General features: G+C 67.3%; 19 protein-coding genes. 11 read left to right on the top strand and 8 right to left on the bottom strand.

Translation table 11 applies throughout. From position 1 onward, the window contains the following. Positions 1-10 precede the first annotated feature (10 nt). The 5 genes from PQ455_RS15575 to PQ455_RS15595 are packed head-to-tail and all read left to right on the top strand — an operon-like array spanning position 11 to position 5,450. The gene (locus tag PQ455_RS15575; RefSeq protein WP_273687009.1) at positions 11-2,392 is read left to right on the top strand and encodes a TonB-dependent receptor; all 2,382 of its coding nucleotides are present in this window, start codon (positions 11-13) and stop codon (positions 2,390-2,392) included. 40 nt (positions 2,393-2,432) lie between these two features. Beyond that, positions 2,433-3,353, top strand: a complete 921-nt coding sequence (locus PQ455_RS15580; RefSeq protein WP_273687010.1) for a TIGR03619 family F420-dependent LLM class oxidoreductase — start codon at positions 2,433-2,435, stop codon at positions 3,351-3,353. Next, complete coding sequence (locus PQ455_RS15585; protein ID WP_273687011.1) at positions 3,350-4,114, top strand: SDR family oxidoreductase; 765 nt, start codon at positions 3,350-3,352, stop codon at positions 4,112-4,114. The genes PQ455_RS15580 and PQ455_RS15585 overlap by 4 nt, the downstream gene beginning before the upstream one ends. A gap of 29 nt (positions 4,115-4,143) precedes the next feature. Further along, positions 4,144-5,031 carry an LLM class F420-dependent oxidoreductase gene (locus PQ455_RS15590; protein WP_273687012.1) on the top strand — a complete coding sequence of 296 codons (888 nt, stop codon included), beginning with the start codon at positions 4,144-4,146 and terminating at the stop codon, positions 5,029-5,031. Continuing rightward, on the top strand, positions 5,028-5,450 hold the full coding sequence (locus PQ455_RS15595; protein ID WP_273687013.1) for a nuclear transport factor 2 family protein: 423 nt from the start codon (positions 5,028-5,030) through the stop codon (positions 5,448-5,450). Before PQ455_RS15590 ends, PQ455_RS15595 begins: the two co-directional genes overlap by 4 nt. Before the next feature lie 173 nt (positions 5,451-5,623). On the opposite strand, the gene PQ455_RS15600 is transcribed toward PQ455_RS15595, so the two are convergent. Continuing rightward, complete coding sequence (locus PQ455_RS15600) at positions 5,624-6,502, bottom strand: DUF4238 domain-containing protein (protein WP_273687014.1); 879 nt, start codon at positions 6,500-6,502, stop codon at positions 5,624-5,626. 883 nt (positions 6,503-7,385) lie between these two features. Further along, entirely contained in the window at positions 7,386-9,167 is a 1,782-nt protein-coding gene (locus PQ455_RS15605; protein WP_273691401.1) for a thiamine pyrophosphate-binding protein, read from the bottom strand. A gap of 384 nt (positions 9,168-9,551) precedes the next feature. Here PQ455_RS15605 and PQ455_RS15610 point away from each other — a divergent pair, with 384 nt between their 5' ends. Beyond that, positions 9,552-12,026: a TonB-dependent siderophore receptor gene (locus PQ455_RS15610; protein WP_273687015.1), complete on the top strand. Its 2,475-nt coding sequence runs from the start codon at positions 9,552-9,554 to the stop codon at positions 12,024-12,026. 42 nt (positions 12,027-12,068) lie between these two features. On the opposite strand, the gene PQ455_RS15615 is transcribed toward PQ455_RS15610, so the two are convergent. Next, the gene (locus tag PQ455_RS15615; protein WP_273687016.1) at positions 12,069-13,643 is read right to left on the bottom strand and encodes an EAL domain-containing protein; all 1,575 of its coding nucleotides are present in this window, start codon (positions 13,641-13,643) and stop codon (positions 12,069-12,071) included. A 125-nt stretch (positions 13,644-13,768) separates the two neighbouring features. Next, entirely contained in the window at positions 13,769-15,610 is a 1,842-nt protein-coding gene (locus tag PQ455_RS15620) for an acetyl/propionyl/methylcrotonyl-CoA carboxylase subunit alpha (RefSeq protein WP_273687017.1), read from the bottom strand. A gap of 45 nt (positions 15,611-15,655) precedes the next feature. Between PQ455_RS15620 and PQ455_RS15625 the strand changes: the two genes are divergently transcribed. Then, positions 15,656-16,123, top strand: a complete 468-nt coding sequence (locus PQ455_RS15625; RefSeq protein WP_337958536.1) for an endonuclease domain-containing protein — start codon at positions 15,656-15,658, stop codon at positions 16,121-16,123. Between the two features lie 20 nt (positions 16,124-16,143). On the opposite strand, the gene PQ455_RS15630 is transcribed toward PQ455_RS15625, so the two are convergent. Both PQ455_RS15630 and PQ455_RS15635 read right to left on the bottom strand, forming a co-directional pair. Next, on the bottom strand, positions 16,144-17,745 hold the full coding sequence (locus PQ455_RS15630; RefSeq protein ID WP_273687018.1) for a carboxyl transferase domain-containing protein: 1,602 nt from the start codon (positions 17,743-17,745) through the stop codon (positions 16,144-16,146). 91 nt (positions 17,746-17,836) lie between these two features. Further along, positions 17,837-18,979 (bottom strand): acyl-CoA dehydrogenase family protein, encoded by a 1,143-nt coding sequence (locus PQ455_RS15635; RefSeq protein WP_273687019.1) that lies wholly within the window; start codon positions 18,977-18,979, stop codon positions 17,837-17,839. Between the two features lie 94 nt (positions 18,980-19,073). Between PQ455_RS15635 and PQ455_RS15640 the strand changes: the two genes are divergently transcribed. Then, complete coding sequence (locus PQ455_RS15640) at positions 19,074-19,973, top strand: LysR family transcriptional regulator (RefSeq protein WP_273691403.1); 900 nt, start codon at positions 19,074-19,076, stop codon at positions 19,971-19,973. On the opposite strand, the gene PQ455_RS15645 is transcribed toward PQ455_RS15640, so the two are convergent. Together PQ455_RS15645 and PQ455_RS15650 are read right to left on the bottom strand one after the other, a co-directional pair. Continuing rightward, positions 19,970-20,422: a tRNA (cytidine(34)-2'-O)-methyltransferase gene (locus PQ455_RS15645; RefSeq protein ID WP_273687020.1), complete on the bottom strand. Its 453-nt coding sequence runs from the start codon at positions 20,420-20,422 to the stop codon at positions 19,970-19,972. The genes PQ455_RS15640 and PQ455_RS15645 overlap by 4 nt on opposite strands. 38 nt (positions 20,423-20,460) lie before the next feature. Further along, the gene (locus PQ455_RS15650; RefSeq protein ID WP_273687021.1) at positions 20,461-22,287 is read right to left on the bottom strand and encodes a DUF885 domain-containing protein; all 1,827 of its coding nucleotides are present in this window, start codon (positions 22,285-22,287) and stop codon (positions 20,461-20,463) included. Between the two features lie 227 nt (positions 22,288-22,514). Between PQ455_RS15650 and PQ455_RS15655 the strand changes: the two genes are divergently transcribed. The 3 genes from PQ455_RS15655 to PQ455_RS15665 all read left to right on the top strand — a co-directional run bounded on the left by PQ455_RS15655 (position 22,515) and on the right by PQ455_RS15665 (position 26,554). After that, entirely contained in the window at positions 22,515-24,983 is a 2,469-nt protein-coding gene (locus tag PQ455_RS15655) for a TonB-dependent receptor (RefSeq protein WP_273687022.1), read from the top strand. An 8-nt stretch (positions 24,984-24,991) separates the two neighbouring features. After that, the gene (locus tag PQ455_RS15660; RefSeq protein WP_273687023.1) at positions 24,992-25,714 is read left to right on the top strand and encodes a tetratricopeptide repeat protein; all 723 of its coding nucleotides are present in this window, start codon (positions 24,992-24,994) and stop codon (positions 25,712-25,714) included. A 129-nt stretch (positions 25,715-25,843) separates the two neighbouring features. Beyond that, positions 25,844-26,554: an energy transducer TonB gene (locus PQ455_RS15665; RefSeq protein ID WP_273687024.1), complete on the top strand. Its 711-nt coding sequence runs from the start codon at positions 25,844-25,846 to the stop codon at positions 26,552-26,554. Positions 26,555-26,556: the final 2 nt, after the last annotated feature.

Below are 26,556 nucleotides of genomic sequence, written 5' to 3' on the forward strand. Positions count from 1 at the left end.
GAGACAGATGATGACCACCGCATTCAAAATGGCATGGCTCGGCAGCGCGGCGACGTTGCTGGTGACCGCGCAAGCCGCGACCGCGCAGACGGCGCCCGCCCCGGCGCCCGCCGCTTCCGCCCCCGGCGACCAGCTCGGCGACATCGTCGTCACCGCCCGCAAGCGGGAGGAGACGCTGCAAAGCGTGCCCGTCGCCGTCACCGCGATCAGCGGCGTGCAGATTCAGAACAACCTCGCCAGCGATCTCGCCAAGGTCGGCGAACTCGCGCCACAGGTGAGCATCTCGCAGAGCGGCTCGGGGACCGGCGCGCTGCTCACGATCCGCGGCGTCAGCTCGGCGAGCAACGATTCCGGCCTGGACCAGAGCGTCGCCGTCGAGATCGACGACGTGCCGCTCAGCCGTGGCCAGGTCGTCACCGCCGCCGTGTTCGATCTCGCCTCGGTGCAGGTGCTGCAAGGCCCGCAGGCCCTGTTCTTCGGCAAGAACTCTCCTGCCGGCGTGATTTCCCTGCGCTCCGCCGACCCGACCAACCGGTTCGAGGCCTATGGCACCGCCGGCTATGAATTCGTGTCCGACCAGGCCTTTGGCGAAGGCGCCATCTCCGGCCCGCTTACAGACGCGCTGAAGGCACGCTTCGCCTACCGGATCAGCACGATGAAGGGCTATATCAAGAATATCGCCCCGGTGGTGCGCGACATCATCAACCCCACCGTGATCGATCCGGGCGCGATCAACGGCGATCGCGGCCCCTCCAGCCGGGACTATGCCGGCCGCCTCACCCTGTTCTGGACTCCCAGCGACGGTTTCGAGGCGAAGCTCAAGCTGCTTCTCAACCGCCAGCGCCGCAACGCCTCCAACGGCAACAGCGAACCCTTCTGCATCAACGGGCAGGTGACGCCGGTACTGCTGGGCACGATCCCCATCCCCAATGGCGATTGCGCCAAGGATCGGGTGAAATCGCACGGCGGCGTCGCCGCGCAATATGCCGCCAACTTCCCTTATGCCAATGGCGGCAAGCCCTATCTCGATTCCGATCTGGGCCTCGTCTCGCTGACGATGACCAAGAAGTTCGATAATTTCTCGCTCTCGACGACGAGTGGCTATTACGAACAGCTGGTCAAGTTCATGGCGGTATCGGACTGGAGCCCCTTCGCCACGATCTTCGCCACCACGCGCGACAAATACAGCCTGCTCACGCAGGAAATCCGTGCCAACAGCGATTTCGACGGGCCGATCAACCTGATGGCCGGCATCTATTACGAACATTTCAACCGGCCCTATTTCAACTCGGCCGACCTGTTCCACGTGTTCAACCCGCTGGCGAACAATTATTCCACCTCGAACATCGATACCACCACGGCGGGCGATTATTACTCCGCCTTCGGCCAGGCGACCTGGGCGATCGTTCCGACGCTGGAGCTGAGCGGCGGCGCGCGCTGGAGCTATGACGAGAAGCGCGCCCGGCTGATGAACATCGACAACAACCCCAACAGCGCGACGGGCCGCGCCCTGTTCGCCGCCGGCCGCCTGCTGCAATCGCGCTTCTCGGACAGCAACGTCTCGCCGGAAGCGGCGCTGACGTGGAAACCGAGCCGCGACCACACCGTCTATGCGGCGTACAAGACCGGCTACAAGGGCGGCGGCATCTCCACCCCGTTCCAGCTGACCACCGTCGTCGCCAACAACGGCCTCCAGTTCGAGCCGGAAAAGGTGAAGGGTTTCGAGGGCGGCTACAAGGCGACCCTGTTCGATCGCAAGCTGCGTTTCGACGTGGTCGGCTATCGCTACAATTACCGCAACCTCCAGGTCGTCTCCTACAATTCGCAGACGATCAACTTCACGCTCCAGAATGCCGCCTCGGCGCGCATCCAGGGCGTGCAGGGCTCGTTCAACTGGCTGGCCGTGCGCGGCCTGAGCCTTTCGGGCAATTTCGGCTACAATCGGGCACGCTACACCAGCTTCCCGACGGCGCCTTGCTATGTCGGGCAGACGGCGGCGCAGGGCTGCGTGTCCGGCCGGCAGGATCTCGCCGGCAAGGCGCTGCTGCGCGCGCCGAAATTCACCTATCAGGTCGGCGCCGATTACGATTCCGATCTGATCCCCGGCTGGGATCTCAAGCTGTCGGCCTCGGCATCGCACAGCGGCTCGTTCCAGACGGCGACCGATTATGCGCCGGGCGGTTTCCAGAAGGATTATTGGCTGGTCAACGGCGGCATCCACCTCGGCCCGCAGGACGGCCCGATCGAGGTGGCGGTGATCGGCCGCAACCTGACCAATTCCTATTACATGCTCAACGCCAACGGCTGGTCGGGCAGCAGCAACGCCAACCAATATGTCGGCAATTTCAACCGCCCGCGCGAGGTGGTGATCCAGACGACGGTGCGCTGGTGATGCGCCCGGTGGATCGGGATACGGCGCAGGGGATCGTCGCATGAAGTTCGGGGTGCCCCTGCCGATCGGCCACATCAGCCCGCCCGGCGAATTCCAGTCGATGGCGGCGGTGCGCGAGCTAGCGCAGGGTGTCGAGGCGCTGGGGATCGACGGGGTCTCGACCTCCGAACATCCCATCCCCGATGCCGAATGGCTGCGCAGCGACCCGACGGGGCACGATTGCGTCGATCCCTTCACCGCGCTCGCCTTCGTCGCGGCGATGACGAGCCGGCTGAAGGTCTACACGAACGTCCTCGTCCTGCCCTATCGCAACCCGTTCCTCACCGCCAAGGCCGCCTCGACCCTGGCGGTGCTGTCCGACAACCGGCTGATGCTGGGCGTCGGCATCGGCTATCAGAAGGCCGAGTTCGAGGCGCTGGGCGTGCCCTTCAAGGAACGCGGGCCGCTGACCGACGAGGCGCTGGAGACGATCCGGCAGGTGTGGGCGGGCGGCCCGATCGTGAAGCAGGGCCGCTATTTCCACGCGACGGGCAACGAGGCGCGGCCCGTGCCGTCGCCCACCCCGCCGATCTGGATCGGCGGCGGCAGCGACGCGGCGATCGTGCGCGCGGCCAGGCTGGGCGACGGCTGGATCCCCCATTTCAGCGTGCCGACCAACGACCCGATCATCATGAAGGCGTCGGTCGTGTCGATGCGGCATTTCGCGGAAAAGACCGCGCGGCTGCGCGAATTGCGCGAGGAATATGGCCAGACCGGCCCGTTCGACATCGCCCCGCGCCCGCCGGTGACGCCCAAGGCGCTCGACCGGGCCGAGGCGGACCAGTTCCTCGAAGCGGTCCACCAGCTGCACGAGGCCGGGGCGAACTGGGTGTGGACCCCGCTGCCCGCCCCCAGCCGCGCCGGCTTCCTCGAAAACGCCGCCTGGTACGCCGAAGAGGTCATCGCCCGGTTCCGGGCGTGACCCTTGCGTTCGACCTGACCGGCCGGGTGGCGCTCGTCACCGGATCGACGCGCGGGCTGGGGCTGGAGATCGCCCGTGCGCTGGGCCAGGCGGGTGCGACGGTGCACCTCAACGGCACCGACGCGGGGCGGGTGGAGGCGGCGGTCGATCGGCTGCTGGCCGAGGGGATCGCCGCGCGTGCCGCCCCCTTCGACGTCTCGGACGAAGCCGCCGCCAGCGCCGCGCTCGACGCGATCGTGGCGCGGCATGGCCGGCTCGACATCCTCGTCAACAATGTCGGCATCCGCATGCGCCGGCCGATCGCCGAGATCGACGGCGCCGCGCTGCGCCACATGCTGGATGTCGATCTGGTCGCCGCCTTCACCCTCTCGAAACAGGCCGCCACGTTGATGGCGCGCGGCGGCTATGGCCGGATCATCAACATGAGTTCGGTCGCGGCCGATTTCGCGCGGGCCGGCGACAGCGCCTATATCATCGCCAAGGGCGCGATGAACGCGATGACGCGCAGCCATGCCGCCGAATTCGGGGCGCACGGCATCACTTGCAACGCGCTGCTGCCCGGCCCCTTCCGCACCGAAACCAACCTGCCCTTGTTCGACGAACCGGCGATGAAGGCGGTGTTCGAGCAGCGGCTGATGCTGCGCCGCGTGGGCGACCCGGTGGAGATCGGCGGCGCGGCATTGTTCCTCGCCTCGCCCGCCGCCAGCTTCGTCACGGGCGTCTGCCTGCCGGTCGACGGCGGCTTCCTCGCCGGCGGCTGACCCGCCCCCCTTTCACCGGAGCATCCCCCATGAAAATCGGCGTCATCTATCCGCAGACCGAACTCGGCGGCGATCCGCTGGCGGTGGGGCGCATCGGCGTGGCGGTCGAGCAATTGGGGTTCGATCATCTGCTGGCCTACGACCATGTCGTCGGCGGCCCGCATGATCGCGAGCCGAAATTGTGGGGGCCGTATACCGAACATCACCCCTTCCACGATCCGTTCGTGCTGTTCGCCTATCTTGCCGCGATCACCCGGCGGATCGAATTCGTCACCGGCATCCTGATCCTGCCGCAGCGCCAGACGGCGCTCGTCGCGCGGCAGGCGGCCGATCTCGATCTGCTGTCGGGCGCGCGGTTTCGCATGGGGGTGGGCATCGGCTGGAATTATATCGAATATGACGCGCTGGGGCAGGATTTCGCGACGCGCGGCGCGCGGGTCGGCGAGCAGGTCGGGCTGTTGCGCGCGCTCTGGTCCGATCCGCTGGTCGATTTCGAGGGCCGCTTCGACCGGATCGATCGCGCCGCGCTGAACCCGAAACCCAGGCGCCCGATCCCGATCTGGCTGGGCGGGTTCGCCGACGTGGCGCTCAAGCGCGCCGCCGCCATCGCCGACGGCTTCATCTTCGCCGACGGCGCCGCCGACGCCTTCGAGGTGACGCCGCGCCTGCGCGACTTCGTCCGCGCCGAGGGCCGCGACCCCGATACGTTCGGGCTGCACATCAACATGCTGCGCGCCAAGACGTCCGAGGCGGTGGTGGAGACGGTCGCCCGCTGGCGGGACATCGGCGGCAGCCATGCCTCGATCAACACGATGGGGCAGGGCTTCGCCACCGCCGACGAACACCTCGATTATATCGCCGGCGTCGGCGACGCGCTGCGCGCGGCGGGCCTGCTGGAGGAGCCCGCCCGGCCATGAGCCCGGCCCTGCGGATCGAGCGCGACGCGGCGATCGGCGCGCTGCTGATCCGCTACGCCACCGCGATCGACCGCCGCGACTGGGCGATGCTGGCGACCTGCTTCACGGCGGGGCTGGAGGCGGACTATGGCGCCTTCGGCCGCTGGATCGACCGCGAGGCGCTGGTGAGCCATATGGCGCGCGGCCACGACGCCTTCGGCCAGACGCTCCACCGCATCACCAACATCGTGATCGGGGGCGGCGCCGATGCGGCGACCAGCCGCTGCTATGTCGACGCGATCCTGATGCCACGCGCGCCGGGCGGCGCGGTGCGCCACGCCTGCGGCTGGTATGACGACGATCTGGTGCGGACGGACGAGGGGTGGCGGATCGACCGGCGGCGGTTCGTGGCGGTGTGGGTGCGGGAGCAGGCGGGGTAGGCCGGTGCGGGTAGGTTTTGGTCGTTGATTGCCGTTTTGATGACCTTGCAGGCACGGCAGCTACGCGCCCCAATAGCGGTCGTTAGTCCCGACACTGGTTAAGCGCGGAAGCTACCGACCATGCTCGTAGCGATTGAACTGAAGTTATTGGATGGAATGCCCACGCGCAGGCGTCATAGAGGCCGATCGCGGCTCCGGTCATATTTCGTCTCCAGTCTGCCATCGATCCAGCGCGACCCGAATGGTGACGGCGCCGGCACCCCGAGATGCTTCGCGATAAAGTCGAGCGGCGTCGGCGATTTCGAGAAAACGAAGCTCTTGGCATCAGCAAGCATCATGCGATTGAAGCGGGCAACGCCGCGCGCGTTGATCCGTGATATCCACAGGCCGCCTGTATAGGCGTCGGGCAATGGCAGCACGTTGAAGGCCAGCTTGGGGGTCAGTGGCGCATAAAGATCGAACGGCATCGGCCGCTTGCTCCACGGCTCCCGGGCCGTCACGCCGCCGTCCGCGAAAAGAAACTCCCGGCCACAATCCGCGATCATCAGATTGATATAGCCGCCCGCAATCGCCTCGCGATACACATCATAGAGGAAGAGCATATTTTCGAGTGCGAAGCCGCGAAAGATCGCGGGATCGACGGGCAGGCCGCTCGTGCCGTTGTTGGCCCAATGCCAGTCGGTGAGCTTAGTGAGATAGGACGGGCTGCGCACAACCAAGGCCGCAAGGTAATTTGCGATCGCATGGCGGACCGGTACGGTCAGCGGCATCCGCTCGTCATAGTCGCCGACGATGAAGCCCAACTCCTGCACTTCCTTGCGCTTGACCGGGTCACCGTGCCCCGGAAACTTCCGCCGCTCGATCCCTTCCAAGGTAAGCAGCTGTGCCAACGCGCCCGCAAACGGCGTCTCGATCTCACGCGAAAACCAGCGCTCGATGTCGCGGTCTTTGGCGCCGCTCGGATCGAGCCTCGTGTAGAGTTCGCCTTCGACGCCGACCTTGGAGGGCGGTGCGCGAAATGTCGTTCCGTCGGCACGCACGACATGGAGCATACCATCTGTTCCCGCCCATTGACCCGACTGGACCTCGGGCCACCAGTGATGTCGTTTGGGCTCGTTCATAGGAAGAAACTAAAGCGGGGCGCCGATGTCGCAAGCAGGGTGCTTACGCACTAGCTGGAACAGGTTCACGTTTGCATTTGTCGTCGAGCTCGTACGGGCGGTCAGGGCCATCCAACCATCACGTAAACTTCCATATCGAAAGTCGGCTTTCACACTACAGCGTTCCGAAACCCGCCAGTCCGCTACCGGCCCAAATTAGCTTTCGGGGCTTCGATCTTCAACGTCTGAAATTGGGGCGATAGCCGTCATTGACCGTCATGCCGTTCTTCTCCCGGTCTCCACCGCGTCGCGAACATCCGGGCCGGTGTGTGGGCGGCACGGTGGACCCCGGAACAGGTCCGGGGTGACGGAAAGAAAAAATAGGATCGCATCGCGCGCACCTCTGCCGTCGTGTAGGAAGAAGCGTTTCGACCGGCGCGTCCTGCCACGGGCATCCGGGCGGACTTTTACAGCACTGGTGCGGGCCGCCGCAGGCCCGCGCTGGGGGTGTCCGGTGACGGTGGCCCCTTGGGTTTTCGCCCTTGCGGGCTACTGGCCGGTTTGGCTGGGCCGCCTGAGATAATCGCCGGACCTGTCGCGATGCATCGTCGGGGTGAACCGGATGACTTCGCGCCGGTCGTTCCGATGGCGGGCAAGCCCGTCAGCGGATGCTTGCCGTTTCGCCTTGGCCTTTGGCGATTCGACGATGGCGTATGTTTACGTAATGTTCCTATTTGTCAAGGGATTTCTTGCGGGTGGGGTTTGAAGAAGAAGAAGACCCTCACCCAACCCTCTCCCGCGAAGGTGGGAGAGGGCCAAGAGGCGGGCGGGTGCCTCAGTAACCGCTGCCCTGCCCCATCGGCGCTTCGCCCGGCTTGGCGGCCGTCGCGGTGGGCGCGCCGCCGATGACGCCGAGATTGTCGCCTTCCTCGCCATACCAGGTGCGGAATTCGCCCATGCCGGGCAGGCCGACGAAGGTGCTGTTGGCCTCGCGATCGACCTCGACGTGGATCAGCGCCGGCCGGCCCGTGGCGATGGCGCGTTCGACGGCGGGGGCGATATCCTCGGCGCGGTCGACATATTCGCCATAGGCGCCGAAGCTCTCGGCCGTCTTGTCGAGCCGCACGGCGGGCGACCATCTGGCCTCCGGCGTCGGCGTGTCGGCGCCGAAATTCGCCTTGTAGGAGGCGACCTCGATGCCCCAGGCATGGTCCACCGCGACGATCACGATGACGGGCAAATTCTTGCGCACCGCCGTCTCCAGCTCGGCGATGTGGAACAGTACCGAGGAATCGCCCGTCAGCAGCACCGCCCGCCGATCCGGCCCGATCGCCATCTGCGCGCCGATCGCATAGGGCAGGCCGGGCCCGATCGCGCCGTAATTGCTGTTCCACATCGCATCGCGCGGGGTGATCTGCATCAGCGCGGAGAACCACATCGACGAGGCGCCGCCGTCGCGCACGATCACGGCGTCCTTCGGCAGCACCCGCGTCGCCTCGATCGCGAGGCGGCCGGTGTGGATCGGCTGCGACACGGTGGAGATGGACGCGGTCAGCGCGGCTTTCTGATCGGCATGCGCCCTGGCCCAACCCGCCATCTCGGCCGGCACGGCGCGTGGCGCGCCGAGCGCCTTGGTCAACTGCGGCACGACGGCGAGCAGGTCGCCCACCAGCGGCACGTCGATCGGGCGGTTGACGCCGATCGCGGTCGGGTCGCGCTCGATATAGATCCACTTGCGATCGGCCTTGCCCTTCGCCCAGTGGACGCCCCGGCCGTAATGCATGTTCTCGCCGATCTCGGTGCCGATCGCGAGGACGACGTCGGCCCTGGCCACCGCCTCGGTCGCGGCGGCCGAGCCATAAGGGAAGCTGTGGCCGTCGAGCCCCTCCAGCACCGCCTCGACCGACGGGGTCGCCAGGATCGGGCAATTGAGCTTGCGGGCCAGCGCCGCCAGATCGGCATGGGCGCGAGAGGCGAAGGCGCCCTGGCCCACCAGCATCACCGGCATCTCCGCCTCGCCGAGCAGGCGCGCGGCCTCGGCCACGGCATCGGTGCCGGCCTGCTGGCGGACGAGGCGATAGCGGTGCGGCGGCGGCGCGGGCGGCAGATCGAGCTGCGCCTGCGCGACGCTCAAGGGCAGTTCCACCATCGTCGGGCCGGGCACGCCGTTGGTGGCGCGGCGGAACGCCTCGTGGAAAATCTCGTCGACCTGATCGGGATATTCGATCGTGCCGATATATTTCATCATGCCTTCGAACAGCGGCGGCTGGCTGAGATATTGCATCTTGCCGCGCCGGACGCGCTGTTCGTAGACGCGCTGGCGCTGCGCCATGATGAACACGGCGGGGACATTTTCCTTGACCAGATAGGCCACGCCCGCCGCGATATTGGCGACACCCGGCCCCTTGTTGATCCCCATCACGCCGGGCTTGCCGGTCAGCCGATAGAGGCCGTCCGCCATCAGCGCGCCGGCCTGTTCGTGATGCGGCGCCACGACGTTCATGCCCCGCGCCTCGGCGGTCATGAACATCGCGAAGAAGCTGGGATCGGGGATGCCGAAGATGGTGTCGATCCCCTCCGCCTGAAGAAGTTCGACGATGCGCTCGTGCATCTTCATGGTGGCCAAGGTTCCTCTCCCGTCCGGTCATGCCGGCCTTCCCGCAACCCGCGCGGGGAGGCAATGCGGCCACGCGATTGATCGCCCCGACGGATTTTCCCGCGCGATTCCGCCGATGGCCGGACGATCGTGATGGACGGCGGAAAGCCGCGTCTTTCCGCGATTGGAAATCGTGTCTATAAACAAGGGGATAGCGCAATCCTCCCCAAGTCGGGCACGAGCTTTCAACTTTCCCTTTACAGTCAAGCGACGGCAACATTACGATGGTGCGACGCGACATTCAGAACAAGCGGAAGTGGAGAGGACGCCAGCGAAAGTCACCGCCGGAACAGGCGCCCAGGGGGATATGGCGCGCTTTTCCGGATAACAGGGGGCAACATCATCATGGCTGACACTCGACCCGCGTTCGCAAAAGCTCCCGCTGCGCCGCAGCATGGGGCTGCGCGGCGAAGGCGCCTCCCGCTGTCGGCGGCGCTGCTCTGCTGTACCGCGATCGCCGCGCCCGCATGGTCGCAGACCACGACAGCCTCCGCGGAGGCCGCCCAGGACGAAGAGATCGTCGTCACCGGCCAGCTCGACGCGCTGCCGAACAAGGATGTCGGCACGATCTTCGGCTTCAACAAGACGCTGGTCGATACGCCGCGCTCCGCCTCGACGATCAGCAAGGAGCAGATCGAGCGGTTCGGCATCACCGACATCTACGATCTGGTCGCGCAGGCGCCGGGCACCTTCACCAACTCCTTCTTCGGCGTCGGCGGCGCGCTCGATATTCGCGGCACGCCGGGCGAGGTCTATTTCCGGGGCGTCCGCCGCCTCGACAATCCGGGCAATTACCCGACCCCCATCGGCGCGTCCGACCGGATCGACATCGTGCGCGGCCCCGCATCGCCGATCTACGGCCCGTCAAAGACCGGCGGCTACATGAATTTCGTGCCGCTGTCGGCGCGGGTGAAGGGCGGCGCGCTGATGTCCGGCCCCGAGGGCGAGATCAGCTATACGCGTGGCAGCTGGGACAAGAATGTCCTGAAGGCGCAGCTGCGCGGCCCGGCCAAGATCGGCGGCTCGGAATTCGGCTACAGCCTGTATGCCGAGATCGAGGACAGCGGCAGTTACTACCGCAACATGTCGACCAACCAGACGATCCTGCAGGGCGCGTTCGACAATCAGCTGACCGACACCGTGCGCATCGAATTCGGCGGCATGTACCAGAAGTATGACGGCCAGCAGAACGGCGGCTGGAACCGCCTGACGCAGGCGCTGGTCGACAACGGCACCTATATCACCGGCACCGCCCGCCCGCTCGACACCAGCGGCGACGGCCAGATCTCGCAGGGCGAATTCAACCGGGTCGGCGTGTTCAACCCGTTCGGCTCCTTCGCCTGCGGCGGCGGCAGCCCGTTCGCCGCCTCCTTCACCAACGCCTGCTTCACCTCGACCTACCCGTATCTCAGCCTTCAGAATGTCGGCACGACCACGCTCAGCCGCAAGAACGTGCTGACCGGCGAGACCGACGTTTTGAAGAACAAGGCGTGGACCGGCTATTTCGACACCATCTTCGAGCCGGGCGACGATCTGGAGATCAAGAACCAGTTCTTCTACGATGGTTATCATAACCTCAACGAGAATGCCTACGGCTTCTCCCAATTCCACAAGAGCTGGGTGATCGAGGACAAGATCGTCGCGTCCAAGACGGTCACCTCCGATCTGGGCAAATTCTCCTTCCAGCTCTCGCCGTCGATCCGCTACACGAAGTTCCTGCACGGCGACGACTTCAACTATGAATTCTTCCACCGCGTCGATCTCACCCAGGGCTATACCGCGCTGTCCGATCGCCTGCTGTCGACGGAATGCGACTGCAATTACACCAATTACGCCAAGGGCCACTTTACCGATTATGGCTTCGCCGGCCTGACCGATCTCGATTTCGATTTCGGCCTCGATCTGGTGCTGGGCGCCCGCTACGACAGCATCCACGTCACCTCGCGCAACAATCCGGCCAAGCTGGAAATCGCGCCGGCGGTGGTGGCCGCCAAGGGTGACAAGGGCGCCTGGTCGTGGAACGGCAGCGTTTCGTACAAGCTGCCGTTCGGGCTGGTGCCCTATGTGACGCTGTCGAAGCAGTCGGTCGTCATCACCGGGCAGGGCGCGGAAATCTATCCGGCGGACGTGGTCGGCGGCACCTTCGTCTCGGCCTCGAAACTGCGCGAGGCGGGCATCAAGGGCAGCTTCCTCAACAACAAATTATATGCCGCCGTGTCGGTCTACAAACAGAAGCGCACCGATTTCAACATCCAGTCGATCACCGTGAACCAGGCGGTCGAGACCAAGGGCGTCGAGGCGGAATTCCGCTGGTCGGTGGACAAGCATTTCCTCGTCACCGGCGCCTATACCCACACCAACGTCTATAATCTGACGGCGCTCAACGATGGCACGTTGTTCAGCTTCTTCGGCATCCAGGATCTGGTCAATGTGACCAATCCGGCGCTGTATCTGGGCGGCCAGCCGATCGGCCTGGTGCCGATCCCCAACAAGAATGCCTCGCGCCGCGCCGGCATCCCGGAGAATCTCTACTCGCTGACCGCGACCTATTCGTTCGACAACGGCCTCGCCTTCAGCGGCAGCGTCGTGAAGGTGGATTCGGTCTTCTCCGGCCAGTCGCAGGCGGTGAAGCTGCCCGCCTATACGCTGCTCGACCTCGGCGCGTCCTTCCAGACGGGAAGCTGGCTGTTCCGCGGCACGGTGAAGAATGTGACCAACGAAACCTATTTCCGCGCCAACTTCACCGAGTTGTTCGGCAGCACGATCGTGTTGCCGGAGCGGCCGCGCAGCTTCCAGGCGTCGGTCATCTATAAATTCTGAGCGGACGGGGGAGGCGCCGCATCCACGGCGCCCCCCTGCCCTTCAGGCCACCGCCATCAGTTTCGGGCGGCGCGCGTTATAGGCGTGATAGAAAGCGGTGAAATCCTCGGGCGGCAGCGCCTTCGAATAGAACCAGCCCTGCGCGAATTGCACCCCGGCCTTGCGGATATAGGCCTCCTGCTCGATCGTCTCGACACCCTCGGCGACGATCTTGAAGTTCAGCCCGTGCGCCATGTCGATGATGTGCGGCGTCACCACGCTGGTCGCGGCATCGCGGCCGATCGCGTCGATGAAGCTCTTGTCGATCTTGAGCGTGTCGAGCGGCAGGCCCTCCAGCAGCGACAGGCTGGAATAGCCCGTCCCGAAATCGTCGATCGCGACGACATGGCCGCGCGCGCGGGCCGCCTCGATCGTGCGGCGGGCGGTGTCGGCGTGGAGGAAGCCGCGCTCGGTCGCCTCCAGCCAGATCTGCGGCGGGGCCACGCCCGATCGCACCAGCGCGGCCTCCAGCACCGGCAGGAAGCCGCCATCCTCCATGTCCTGCGCCGACAGGTTGATCGCGATATGCGCGTCGGGCTCGTCGATCAGCATCGGCGCCAGATCGCCCACCACCCGCTCGATCAGCTGGTTGGTGATGGCGGTGATGAGCCCGCTCTGCTCGGCCAGCGGGATGAACAGGTCCGGCGAGACCCAGCTGCCGTCGGGCCGCTTCCAGCGGATCAGCGCCTCGGCGCCGATGCAGCGGCCCTTCGCCAGATCGATGATCGGCTGATATTGGAAGAAAAATTCGCGGCGGGCGACGGCGATCTCCAGCTCGCGTCGCGGCGACAGGCGCTGGCGCGACACCCACACGATCACGCCGACCAGCACGGCCGAGACGAACAGGCCGACCGGGATCAGCAATTCCAGCTCGCGATTGATCTTGGCCTGCACCAGCGCGCGATCAGAGATGGCGAAGGCGATCAGGCCCGGCCCCCGCGCCGAGGCGAAGATGTGGCGATCGTCCAGCCCGGTCACGATCTGGCGGCTCAGTCGATGCACCAGCGCGGCATCCGCCTTGCCGTTGAGCGCGATCAAATCGCCTTTGGCGGTGGCGACGCCGACCGTCAGTTTGCCGTCGGTCAGCACGTCCACCATGCGGCGGGGGTTGATGAGCGCGTCGTCCGATCCGTTGCTCAGCACCAGCATCGGATCGCCGCCTAGGATTTCCGGCTTGATGCCGACATAGAGGCGGTGGCCGCCCGCCAGCCATTGATCCGGCTGGCTCGGCGTCATCGCCTTGCCGACCACCGCCCAGCTGGTGCATTCGAGGCGGTCGCCGCGATAGAAGCCGATCTCCTCCACCACCTGCGACTCCAGCACCAATTGCCGCAGCCGGGCAATGTGCGCCGGCGAGCAATCGCGCGGGCGGGCGGCGGCGGCGAAGCGCAACACCTCCATGCCGTCGGCCAGCGTCTGGCTCGATCGCTTGAGCGCCCAGCGCGCATAATCCGACAGATGCGCCTGCTCGGCCGCGATCGCCCGCTCGCGCGAGATATAGCCGCAGGCGACCAGCGGCAGGATCGCCGCGAGGATCGCCAGGCCCGTCGCCAGAATCAGGATCGTCCGTCTGCGCATGCGACTTGCCCCCCGCACGACATCGCCGATGTCGGATCGGCGATGGGAGCATACATGCGGCTATGACAGAGGGGAAGGCTGGGAGCCGGCCGCGCGCGGCAATGCCGGCTGCCGCGAGATGATCGTCAGGCCGCCTCCGCCGGCTCGATCTTCACCAGCACCGTCCCTTCGCTCACCTGCCCACCCTCGCCGGCGTTGAGGGTGGCGACCACGCCGTCGAAGGGGGCGAGGAGGCTGTGTTCCATCTTCATCGCTTCGAGGGTGAGGAGCTTCTGGCCCTTGGTGACCGTCTCGCCCTGCGTCACGGCGACCGCGATGATGCGGCCGGGCATGGGGGAGAGGATCGCGCCGTCGGAGGCATCCGCCTTGCCGGCCCCGCCCGCGCGCCACGGCAGGAGCTGCCACACCTGCCCGGCCTCGGCGACGATCGCGCTGGTGGCGACATTGGTGGCGTCGGAGGGCGCGACGGCCACTGTCACCGCCTCGCCATCGAGCAGGAACCGGCCTTCGTTGCGCGGGGCCGCGTTGAGGCGGAAGCCGCCGATCCGGCCGGGGGCAGCGAGCGTGGCGGCACCTCTGGCCAGCGCGGCGGCGGACGGCGTGGCGTCGGGCAGCAGCGCATCGCCCTCGCGCGCGATCAGGCCGGTGTCGAGCCGCGCCTCGGCGAAGGCGGGGTGGTGGAGCGCCTTTACCAGAAAGCCGGCGTTGGTCTTGAGCGGCCAGATCGCGGTCGCCTCCAAGGTCGCCGCCAGCTTGCGGCGGGCGGCATCGCGATCCGGGCCCCAGGCGATCAGCTTGGCGATCATCGGATCGTAGAAGGGCGAGATTTCGGCGCCCTGCTCGACCCCGGTATCGGTGCGGTAGGAGGGGCCGATGTCGAACCGCTCCAGCGTGCCGATGCTCGGCAGGAAGCCCTTGGCCGGATCCTCGGCATAGAGGCGGGTTTCCATCGCCCAGCCGGTGATCGACAGTTCGTCCTGCGCCTTGGGCAACGGTTCGCCGGAGGCGACGCGGAGTTGCCATTCGACCAGATCCTGGCCGGTGATCTCCTCGGTCACCGGATGCTCGACCTGAAGCCGCGTGTTCATCTCCATGAACCAGATGCGGTCGGCGCGCAGGCCCTCCGATCCGTCGGCGATGAATTCGATCGTGCCCGCGCCGACATAATCGACCGCCCTGGCCGCATCGACCGCCGCCCGGCACACCGCCGCGCGCGTTTCGGCGTCCATGCCGGGGGCGGGCGCTTCCTCGATCACCTTCTGGTGGCGGCGCTGGAGCGAGCAGTCGCGCTCGAACAGATGGACGACGTTGCCATGCGTGTCGCCGAACACCTGCACCTCGATATGGCGCGGGTTGGTGACCCATTTTTCCAGCAGCACCTGTTCGTTGCCGAACGACGAGGCGGCCTCGCGCTGGCAGGAGGCGAGGGCATCGAGGAAGTCGGCGGCGTCATCCACCTTCCGCATCCCCTTGCCGCCGCCGCCCGCGACCGCCTTGATGAGCACCGGATAGCCGATCGCATCCGCCTCCGCTTTCAGCCGCGCCTCGCTCTGGTCCTCGCCGAGATAGCCGGGCGTGGTGGGCACGCCGGCTTCCTGCATCAGTTTCTTGGCGGCGTCCTTCAGGCCCATGGCGGTGATCGAGGCCGGGTTGGGGCCGACCCAGATCAGCCCGGCATCCAGCACCGCTTGCGCGAAGGCGGCGTTTTCGGAGAGGAAGCCGTAACCGGGATGGATCGCCTCGGCACCGGTCGCCTTGGCCGCCGCGATGATCCGATCGCCCAGCAGATAGCTCTCGCGCACCGGCGACGGGCCGATGTGCACCGCCTCGTCGGCGGAGCGGACGTGGAGCGCTTGGGCGTCCGCATCCGAATAGACCGCGACGGTGCGGATACCGAGCCGCCGCGCGGTGCGGATGACACGACAGGCGATCTCGCCGCGATTGGCGATGAGGAGGGAACGGATCATCGGCATATCCTAACTCCTCCCCGAGCTTGTCTCGGGGAGGTGGCAGTGCGAAGCACTGACGGAGGGGTCATCGCGACGCAGTGGGGCGCGGGCGGCATGATTAGGGGCACGACCACGGCTTTCCGCCGATCGCGCGAATTGCGACGCGCGATGAGCTTGCCCGAAGTGCTGTTGTGGCAGCAGCTTCGCCGGCGCGGTGCGGGCCATAAATGGCGCAAGCAGCACGCCGCCGGACCGTACACGCTCGACTTCTACTGCGACGCGGCCAAGCTGTGCGTCGAGGTGGATGGCGAGGCGCATGGTCGCGGCGACCGGCCGGAGGCGGATGCGCGCAGGGATGCGTGGCTGGCGGCACGGGGGATCGAGACGCTCAGGGTGCCGGCGGTTGACGTCCTGGGCAATCTGGAGGGTGTCGTCACGTTTATCGCGCAAGTGGCGGGGGGGCGCAGACCCCTCCACCACCCGGCTGCGCCGGGTGGTCCCCCTCCCCGAGCAAAGCTCGGGGAGGAATGAGGGCAGTCTAGCCACCCCCATCACATCCGGAACACGCCGAACGCCGGGCGCTCCGCAATCGGGGCGTTCAGCGTGGCGGCGAAGGCGAGGCCGAGGACGTCGCGGGTTTGGGCGGGGTCGATGATGCCGTCGTCCCACAGGTTCGCGGTGGCGTACCAGGGGTTGCCCTCTTCCTCATATTTGGCGCGCACCGGCGCCTTGAAGGCTTCGGCTTCCTCCGGGCTCCACTTGGCGGCATCGCGGTGGACGGTGGCGAGCACCGAGGCGGCCTGCTCGCCGCCCATCACGCTGATCCGGCTGTTCGGCCAGCTGAAGAGGAAGCGGGGGCCATAAGCCCGGCCGCACATGCCGTAATTGCCCGCGCCGAAGCTGCCGCCGATCAGCACGGTGATCTTGGGCACGGTCGCGGTGGCGACGGCGGTGACGAGTTTCGCGCCATGCTTGGCGATGCCCTCCGCCTCATATTTGCCGCCGACCATGAAGCCCGAGATATTCTGGAGGAACAGCAGGGGGATGCGCCGCTGGCACGCCAGTTCGATGAAATGCGCGCCCTTCTGCGCGCTTTCCGAAAACAGCACGCCATTGTTGGCGAGGATCGCGACCGGAATGCCCCAGATATGGGCGAAGCCGCACACCAGCGACGTGCCGTACAGCGCCTTGAACTCGTGGAATTCCGATCCGTCGACCAGCCGCGCGATCACCTCATGCACGTCATAGGGCGCGCGCACGTCCTGCGGGACGATACCGTAGAGATCGGTGGGGTCGTATTTCGGCGGGCGCGGCTCGCGCAGGTTGACATCGGGCCGCGCGTCGGGGGCGAGCGACGAAACGATGTCGCGCACGATCGTCAGCGCATGCTCGTCATTCTCGGCGACATGATCGACCACGCCGGAGCGGCGGCCGTGCGTGTCAGCGCCGCCCAGTTCCTCGGCCGAGATGATCTCGCCCGTGGCGGCCTGCACCAGCGGCGGGCCGGCGAGGAAGATCGTGCCCTGGTTGCGGACGATGACGCTCTCGTCCGACATGGCGGGCACATAGGCGCCGCCGGCGGTGCAACTGCCCATCACGCAGGCGATCTGCGGGATGCCGCGCGCCGACATATTGGCCTGGTTGAAGAAGATGCGGCCGAAATGCTCGCGATCGGGAAAAACCTCGGCCTGGTTGGGCAGGTTCGCGCCGCCGCTGTCGACGAGGTAGATGCACGGCAGGCGGTTCTCCGCCGCGATCTCCTGCGCGCGCAGATGCTTCTTCACCGTCATCGGGAAATAAGTGCCGCCCTTCACGGTCGCGTCGTTGGAGGCGATCATGCAGGTGCGGCCGGAAACCTGGCCGATGCCGGCGATGATGCCGGCGCCGGGCACCTCGTCGCCATACATTCCATTGGCGGCGAGCTGGCCGACCTCGAGGAAGGACGAGCCCGGATCGAGCAGCCGCTCCACCCGATCGCGCGGCAGCAGCTTGCCGCGCGAGACATGGCGCTCGCGCGACGCCTCGGTGCCGCCCAGCGCCGCTTTCGCGACATCGGCGCGCAGCCGCTCGGCCAATGCGCGATTGTGCGCCGCATTGGCGCGGAAGCCGGCATCGTCGGCGGAGACGAGGGTGGGGAGGACGGGGGCGCTCATGCGATCGGGCTTATCCACGGGCTCGAGGGGCGACAACATGCGGCGCGATCCGGCCCGCCACGCGCGGGCTTTCATCGCACCGGGGGTATTTTCAGCCGATCAGCTCGCGGCCGATCAGCATCCGGCGGATCTCGTTGGTGCCCGCGCCGATATCGAGCAGCTTGGCGTCGCGCATGAAGCGTTCGACCGGCCAGTCCTTGGTATAGCCGGCCCCGCCGAGCGCCTGCACAGCCTCCAGCGAAACCTTCATGGCATTTTCCGACGCCAGAAGGATCGCGCCGGCCGCGTCGAAGCGGGTCGTCCTGCCGGCATCGCAGGCGCGGGCGACGGCATAGACATAGGCGCGCGCCGAATTGAGCGCGACATACATGTCGGCGATCTTGGCCTGCATCAGCTGGAAGGCCCCGATCGGTTTGCCGAACTGCTTGCGCTCGCGGACATAGGGCAGCACCACGTCGAGGCAGGCCTGCATGATGCCCAGCTGGATGCCCGACAGCACGGTGCGCTCATAATCGAGGCCGGACATCAGGATGCCGACGCCGCCGCCGACCGCACCCATCACATTCTCTTCCGGCACCTCGCAATCGTCGAACACCAGCTCGGCGGTGGGCGATCCGCGCATGCCCATCTTGTCGATCTTCTGGCCGATCGAGAAACCCTTGAAATCCTTCTCGATCAGGAAGGTGGTGATGCCCTTCGATCCCTCGCCCGTCTTGGCGTAGACGACCAAAGTGTCGGCATAGGCCGCGTTGGTGATCCAGAATTTGGTGCCGTTGAGGATGTAGCGGTCACCCTTCTTCTCGGCCTTCAGCTTCATGCCGACCACGTCGGAACCGGCGCCCGCCTCGGACATGGCGAGGCTGCCGACATGCTCGCCCGACACCAGCTTCGGCAGATATTTCGCCTTCTGCGCCGGGCTGCCCCAGCGGCGGATCTGGTTGACGCACAGGTTGGAGTGGGCGCCGTAGCTGAGCCCGATCGAGGCCGAGGCGCGCGCCACTTCCTCCTGCGCCACGACATGCTCGAGATAGCCGAGGCCGAGCCCGCCATAGTCCTCCTCCACGGTGATGCCGTGCAGGCCGAGCTCGCCCATCGCCGGCCACAGCTCGCGCGGGAACCAATCTTTGGCGTCGATCTCGGCGGCCAGCGGGGCGATGCGATCGGTGGCGAAACGCGCGGTGCTCTCGCGGATCATGTCGGCGGTCTCGCCGAGGGCGAAATCGAAATCGGTCATGGGTTTGTCTCTCCTGCCGCCGCTTGTAGCGATCTTGCGCGCTTCATGAAAATTGAACCTTCGCTAAGCACATCATTGACGATATCTATGCATGATGCTCGATCGCTACCTGCTGCGCTACTTCCTCGCCGTGGTCGATCAGGGCAATTTCTCGCGCGCCGCCAGCCATTGCGCCGTCTCCCAGCCGACGCTCTCGGTCGGCATCGCCAAGCTGGAGCGCACCTTGGGGCTGCCCCTGTTCGTCCGCTCCAACCAACGCGTGGAATTGACGGACGGGGGCACGCGCTTTCTCGGCCACGCGCGGCGGATCGAGCGTGAGTTCAATCTGGCGATGCAATCGATGGGACAGGCGAGCGATCTGCCGACGCTGCGGCTGGGCGTGCTGGCGAGCATCCCCGCCGGCATCGTCGCCGCCTCGGTCGCCCACACCCGCCCCGGCCTGACCCATCGGTTCGAGCTGTTGTTCGGCAGCGAGCGCGAACTGGTCGGCCATCTCGCCAAGCGCCGCGTCGATATCGCGCTCACCCTGATCGCGCGCGGCGCCGATCGTTTCGCCGAGCGGCCGGTCTGTACCGAGGGCTATGCGCTGGCGATCGCGGCTGACCATCCGCTGGCGGCCCGCGACGCCATCGCGGCCGAGCAACTCGCCCACGAGGTGATGATCGTCCGCCGCCATTGCGAGGTCTTGTCGGAAACGAGCCGCTTCTTCACCGAACGCGGCGTCCGCCCCCATTTCGCCCTCCGCTCGACCAACGACGAACGGGTGATGCAGATGGTCGCGGCCGGCCTCGGCCTGACGGTGATGCCCCTGTCCTACCGCGCCGACGGCATCGCCCGGCCCCGCCTGATCGGCTTCGATCCGCTGCGCTCGATCGGCTGGGCGGCGACGCCCGAGGGGGAGCATCTGCTGGGCGATCTGCCGCCGGTGCTGGCGGATATCGCGGAAAGGGTGCGCGGCGCCGTACGGGACGGCCGACACCCCGCAAGGCCCTAACCGGGCAGTGTGGCGGTCTGGCGCAAGGCTTCACCGAGCGCCAGCGCCGCCGTTGTGGCGAGATTCATCGACCGCACATGAGGCTGCATCGGAATACGAACCCGCGCATCGCAGGCATCCGCGACGGCGGCCGGCACGCCCGCGCTTTCCTTTCCGAAGAGCAGGATATCATCGGCGCGAAACCGGAAGTCATAGGATGATTGCCGGCTCCTGGTGGTGAACAGGATCAGCCTCTGCGCGCCGACCGTCGCCCGGAAAGCGTCGAAGCCGGCGTGGCGCGTGACCATGACATGATCGATATAATCCATGGCGGTTCGCCGCACGCGGCGATCATCCCATGCAAATCCCATCGGCTCGATGAGGTCCACGGCCGCACCCAGGCAGGCCCCCAGCCGCAGGACCGCACCGACGTTTCCGGCAATCTCGGGTTCAAACAGGGCAAGGCGCATGCGGGCTGATTGGCGTCGGCGGGCGCGCCGTGCAAGCCTCAGGCGTTCCCACCCCCGATGTAGCGCGACACATTGCCCGCCAGCACGTCGAGCGGGACATTGCCGCCGTCGACTACCGTCTGGTTGAAATCCCGCAGATCGAAACGGGCGCCCAGCGCGGCCCGGGCCCGGTCGCGCTGCGCCACGATCTCCGCATGGCCGATCTCATAGCCGCAGGCCTGCCCCGGCCACGCGCAATAGCGGTCGATCTCGCTCTCGGCATTGCTGCGCGGCAGGCCGGTCGCGGCGACGAACTCGGCCAGCGCCTTGTCGCGCGACCAGCCCATCGCATGGATGCCGGTATCGACGATCAGCCGCACCGCGCGCCACGCCAGCCCCATCAGATAACCGAGCTGCCCGGCCGGATCGTCGGCATAGATGCCGAGTTCGTCGGCGAGCTGCTCGGCATAGAGCGCCCACCCCTCCGAATAAGCGTTGAACGCCAGGATCGAGCGGATCAGCGGCAGTTGCTGGGCATATTCCCCCTGCCAGACATGGCCGGGAATACCCTCGTGAAACAGCAGGTCGGGGATCGTCACCCGATTGTGGATCGAGGGATCGCCGAGATTGACCCACACCTTGCCCGGCACCCGGCCGTCGATCGAGCCGGGGCCGCCATAAGCGGCGGGCGCGCCGGGTTCCTGCGCGAGCGGCATCCGCCGGATTTCGAGATTGCCGCGCGTCAGGCGGCGGAACACCTGGCCCAGGCGCGGGCGGATCGCATCGATCCGGCCCTGCATGTAGGCGACGATCTGGCGCCGGCCCTCGTCGCCATCGGGAAAGCCGATGCCGGGCCGGTGCTGGAGGGCGGTCGCGCGATCGGCGACGCTGCCCTCGGTCAGCCCCTGGCCGCGCAGGATCGGGTCCATCCGCGCCTGCAATTCGGCCAGCCGGGCGCGCCCGAAGGCGTGGATGTCGGCGGCGCTGCGCCGCGTGGTGGTGCCCGCGCGTAGCCCCCAGGCATACCATTCGGGCCCATGCGGCCGCACGCCGAGGCCGGGCGCGTCGCTCGCCACGGCGCGTTCGGCGCGCAATTCGGTGAGCTGCCGCTCCAGCGCGGGCACGATCGCCGACCGAGCGATGCCCTGCGCGCGATCGACCCATCGGCCGGGGATCGCCGCGACCTTGCGGGCGAGCGGCCCGACCAGCGCGCCATCGGCCTTCGCCGCGTCGGCGATGGTGCGCGTCATGCCCGCGATCGTCTTGTCGAGCAGGAAGGCAGGCGGCACCAGACCCTGTTCGCGCGCCATGCGGATGCGCGCGGTCTCCCCATCGAGCTGCGCGGGCATGGCGGCGAGGCGGGCGAGATAGGCCTCCGCATCCGCCGCGTCGCGCACCGGCTGGTCGCCATCGAGCAATTGCGGCACGTCGAGCCACGAACCGACATTCTGGATGACGCCATAAGGCGTGTTGCGCCAGTCGCCGATCGTGGCGACGCCATAGGGCAATGCCATGCCATCGAGCGCGGTGCGGAAGGCGCTTTCGGCCACGGCGAGGCTGGTGAGCGTGGTCGGGTCGAGCCCGGTGCGCGGCAGCCGCGCCAGTTCGGCCAGCGCGCCCCGGAGAAAGGCGCGCTGCGCCGCCACGCCGGCAGGCGATCGATCCTCCAGCTTGCGGCGCAGGCCCGCATGCGCGCCGCTATCCACGCCCAGCGCGGTGGCGCGCTCGGGGCCGATCTCCAGCAACCGCCAGGCGAAGCGATCGAGCAGCGCCGCCGCATCGGTCGCGGGCACCGCCGCGCGGGCGGCGACAGCGACAGAGGTGGCGGCGACGGAGGTGGCGGCGATGCCGGCGAGGGCGCCACGGCGGGAGATTTCGGTGGTCATGACGATCAGATGGCCGGGCCGCCGCCCAGGGTCAATCGGGCATGCCACGGCCCCTCTCGTTACCGCGTGTGAGACCCGAGATGGGGGGTGGCTCGCATGCGCCTGCCATGATCCCGTGAACGCCACCCCACAAAAGTTCGACCTCGCCCTTGACCTTATTGCAAATCGCACTCAATAGCGCTTCGAAGATTGCGATAATGCAACTTAGTGTCGAAAGGGAAAGCTCCGTGGAAACCGCTGAAAAGTTCGGTCGTGCGCAGGCCAATCAGCCCGCCTTCCTGGCGATGAGCTGCGTGGGCCTGCTGGTCTCCGCGCCGGCGCTGGCGCAGGCGCAGCCGCCCAAGGAAGCCAAGCCGGCCGAACTGGGCGGCGTCACCGTCACCGATACCGCGATCGACGAGGGCAGCTACAAGACCGACAAGCTCGACAGCCCCAAGGCGACCGCGCCGCTGGTGAACACGCCGCGCTCGGTCACCGTGATCCCCGCGCAGGTCATCAAGGATACCGCCTCGGCGACGCTGTCGGAGGCGCTGCGCACGGTGCCGGGCATCACCATGGGCGCCGGCGAAGGCGGCAATCCGCTGGGCGACCGCCCCTTCATCCGCGGCTTCGACAGCCAGGCCAGCACCTATCTCGACGGCGTGCGCGACATCGGCGCGCAGAGCCGCGAGGTGTTCGCGGTGGAATCGATCGAGGTGGTCAAGGGATCGGACAGCGCGATGGGCGGGCGCGGCAACGCCGGCGGCACGCTCAACCTCGTCACCAAGATGCCGACCGCGGATCGCTTCGTCGCCGCCTCGGCCAGCTACGGCAACGCCGATTACAAGCGCGCCACGCTCGACGTGAACCAGCCGCTCGGCGACTTCGTCGGCGTGCGCTTCAACGCGATGTGGCACGATCAGGACGTCGCCGGCCGCGACGCCCTCTTCCAGAAGCGCTGGGGCATCGCCCCCTCGGTCAAGATCGGCCTGACCGGCCCGACCAGCCTGACCGCCAGCTACTATCACCTCGAGACCGACGAGCTGCCGGATTCGGGCATCCCATATCTCTACACCGCCGCCAATTTCCCGGCGGGCGTCACCGAGACCAGCCCGGCGCGGAACTTCACCACGATCGGCGGCCGCACCGTCAGCGTACCGCGCGGCGCCTTCTACGGCCTGAAGGATCGCGACTTCCGCAAGACCAACGTCGACAATTTCACCCTGCGCGCCGAGCATGATTTCGGTGGCGTGACGCTGCGCAACACATCGCGTTACGGCCGCAGCAGCCAGGGCTATGTGTGGACCCAGCCGGACGACCAGCAGGGCAATGTCTATGGCACCAGCGCCGCCGCCACGGCGACCGCCGGCGGCCTCGTGTGGCGCCGCGCCAACACGCGCTACAGCACGTCGCAGGGCCTCATCAACCAGACCGATTTCTTCGGCACGTTCGATACCGGCGGCGTGAAGCACAGCTTCGCCGCCTCGCTGGAATATAGCAACGAGCGCTCGGCCAACGGCACCTATGTGTCGAATGCGCTGACCGGCGCGGCGATCGCGACCGGATCGACGATCTCGCCGCGCTGCTCGGCGGCGATGATCGCGCGCTACAATTGCACCACGATCGACGCGCCGAACCCGTCCGACCCGTGGGTGAGCTACGCCGCCGACGGTTCGACGGTGCAGGCGACGATCGAGAAGAGCCTGCCCAGGACGCGCACCCTGTCGCGCGCGACGACCAAGGGCGCCTCGCTGTTCGACACGATCACCATCACCGACGCGCTGCTGGTGAATCTGGGTGGCCGCTTCGATCGCTACCAGACGGCCATCCTGCCGGGTCTGGCCGCCACCGCGACCAACCTCGATCGCGCGACCTATACGCGCGAGGACGACCTGTGGACCTATCAGGCCGGCGTGGTCTTCAAGCCGACCGCCGAGAGCAGCCTCTACGCCTCGACCTCGACCTCGGCCACGCCGCCGGGCTCGTTCCTGGCGCAGGGATCGGAGGGCAATGCCGTCAACGTCACCTCGCAGGCGCTGACCGATGCGCTGAAGGTGGAGAAGACCAAATCCTACGAGATCGGCGCCAAGGCCAACCTGTTCCAGGAGAGCCTGTCGCTGACGATCGCGGCGTTCCGCACCGAGACCAAGAACGCCCGCGCCACCGCCGAGAACGGCGTCGTCGCCTATATCGGCGAGCGGCTCATCAAGGGCATCGAACTGGGCTTCAACGGCAACATCACCGAAGCCTGGAACGTGTTCGGCGGCTACACCTACATGGACTCCAAGATCGTCGATGGCGGCATCACCACCACCACCGTCAACGGCGTCAATTATTTCGCCCCCTCGGTGAACACGGGCAAGCAATTCCCCAACACGCCGAAGCACAGCATGACGGCCTTCACCAATTACAAGATCACCCCCGCCTTCACCCTCGGCGGTGGCGCGATCTACATGAGCAAGGTCTATGGCGGCTATTCGGACACGCGCGCCGTGACGAACGGCGCGCTCGTCATCACCCGCCCGTTCGCGCGCATGGTGCCGGGTTACTGGCGCTTCGACGCCAATGCCTCGTACAAGATCAGCGATGCGCTCCAGTTGCAGGTCAACGTCAACAACCTGACCAACAAGCGTTATTATGATCGCGCCTTCACGGCCCACTACGCCAACCAAGCGCCGGGGCGCACCGCGATCGCCACGCTCAGCGTGAAATACTGAGCGACCCCATGACGACGATCGCCGACCTCAACGCGATGGATGCCGCCGGGCTGCGCGAGGCGCTGTCCGGGCCACCCGAGCGGACGGCGGCGATCGTGAAGGCGGCGGCCGAGCAGGGCTCGATCGAGGCGATGCTGCTGTTCGGCCAGATGCTGCTCGACGGGCGCGGCGTCGCCCGCGCGCCGGGCGAGGCGGTGCGCTGGTTCGATCGGGCGGCGCGCGGCGGCCATGCCATGGCGATGAACATGGTCGGCCGCTGTTGCGAGAAAGGCTGGGGGGTCAAGGCCGATCCGGCGCTTGCCGCCCGATGGTATCGCGCCGCAGCCGATCGCGGCCTCGACTGGGGCCTGTACAATCTCGCGACCCTGCTCTCGCTGGGCGAGGGCGTGACGCGGGATCGCCCGGCGGCGCTCGCGCTGTTCGAGAAGGCGGCGGCGCTGGGCCATGCCAAGTCGATCAACATGGTCGGCAGCTTCCACGAGGATGGCTGGGTGGTGGAGGCCGACATGGCCGCCGCCGCCGCCCATTATGCGCGCGCGGCCGAGGGTGGCGATTTCCGGGGCCAGTTCAACCATGCCCGGATGCGGATCGCGGCGGGCGACATCGCGGGCGCGACGCGCTGGATCATGGCGATCCCGGCGACGGCCACGCCCGCCTTTCTCGCCAGGGTGCGGCTGTGGCTGGGCGAGCGCGCCGAGCCCGATCTGCGCCGCCTGGCCGACGTCCTGTAGGCGGCGGGACACACGCCGTCACAAATTCAGGGCCGCGGGTGCGAATCCGGCTTGGCCTTGCGACTGCCTCTCAATAGAAGCGACTCGGCCGCCAGGGGGTTTGCGGCCGGCCAGCCGATGGAAAGCCGGATGGGACAGCAAAGCGCCATTACCGCAGGGATCGCCATCGACGGCAGCGGCATGCCGTTCGTCGCCTCGGGCCGCTATGGCGAGGACCGCCGGTTCGACTGGCCCTCCATGGCGCTGTCGGTCGGGCTGGTCGTGGCCTTGCTCTATGCCTTCGTCGCGCTCGATATCGTCCACGTCCACAAGAAGCATCGCAGCCTGTCGGTCGTCGATCTCGCGATCGAGCCGCCCCCGCCACCGCCGCCGCCCGCCCCGCAGCCCGATCCGGCCGTGGTGAAGGTGCAGCCGGCGATCGTGACCCCGCCGCCGATCGTGCCGGTTTCGGCGCCCGCCCCGCCGCCGGTCGCCAGCACGCCGACGCCCCCGCCGCCGCAGGCGGTGATCGTCGCGCCCGCCGCCCCGGCCGCGCCGCAGCCGGCCGCCGGCCCCGCCGACGCGGGCGATCTGTCCTCCAAGATGATCTCCGCCAGCCCGCCGCGCTATCCGCTGGAATCGCGCCGCAAGCGTGAGCAGGGCATCGTCGTGCTGATGGTGCTGCTGGGCGAGGACGGCCGGGTGAGCGAGATCAGCGTGGCGCAGAGCAGCGGCGTCGACCTGCTCGACAAGGCGGCGCTGAGCGCGGTGAAGGGCTGGCGCTGGTCGCCGACGATGCGCGACGGCCATGGCGTGATGGTGCGCGGGCTGGTGAAGATCCCCTTCGTCCTGAAAGCCTGACG

It is taken from the genome of Sphingomonas naphthae (assembly GCF_028607085.1).
Classification (GTDB): Bacteria; Pseudomonadota; Alphaproteobacteria; order Sphingomonadales; family Sphingomonadaceae; genus Sphingomonas_Q; species Sphingomonas_Q naphthae.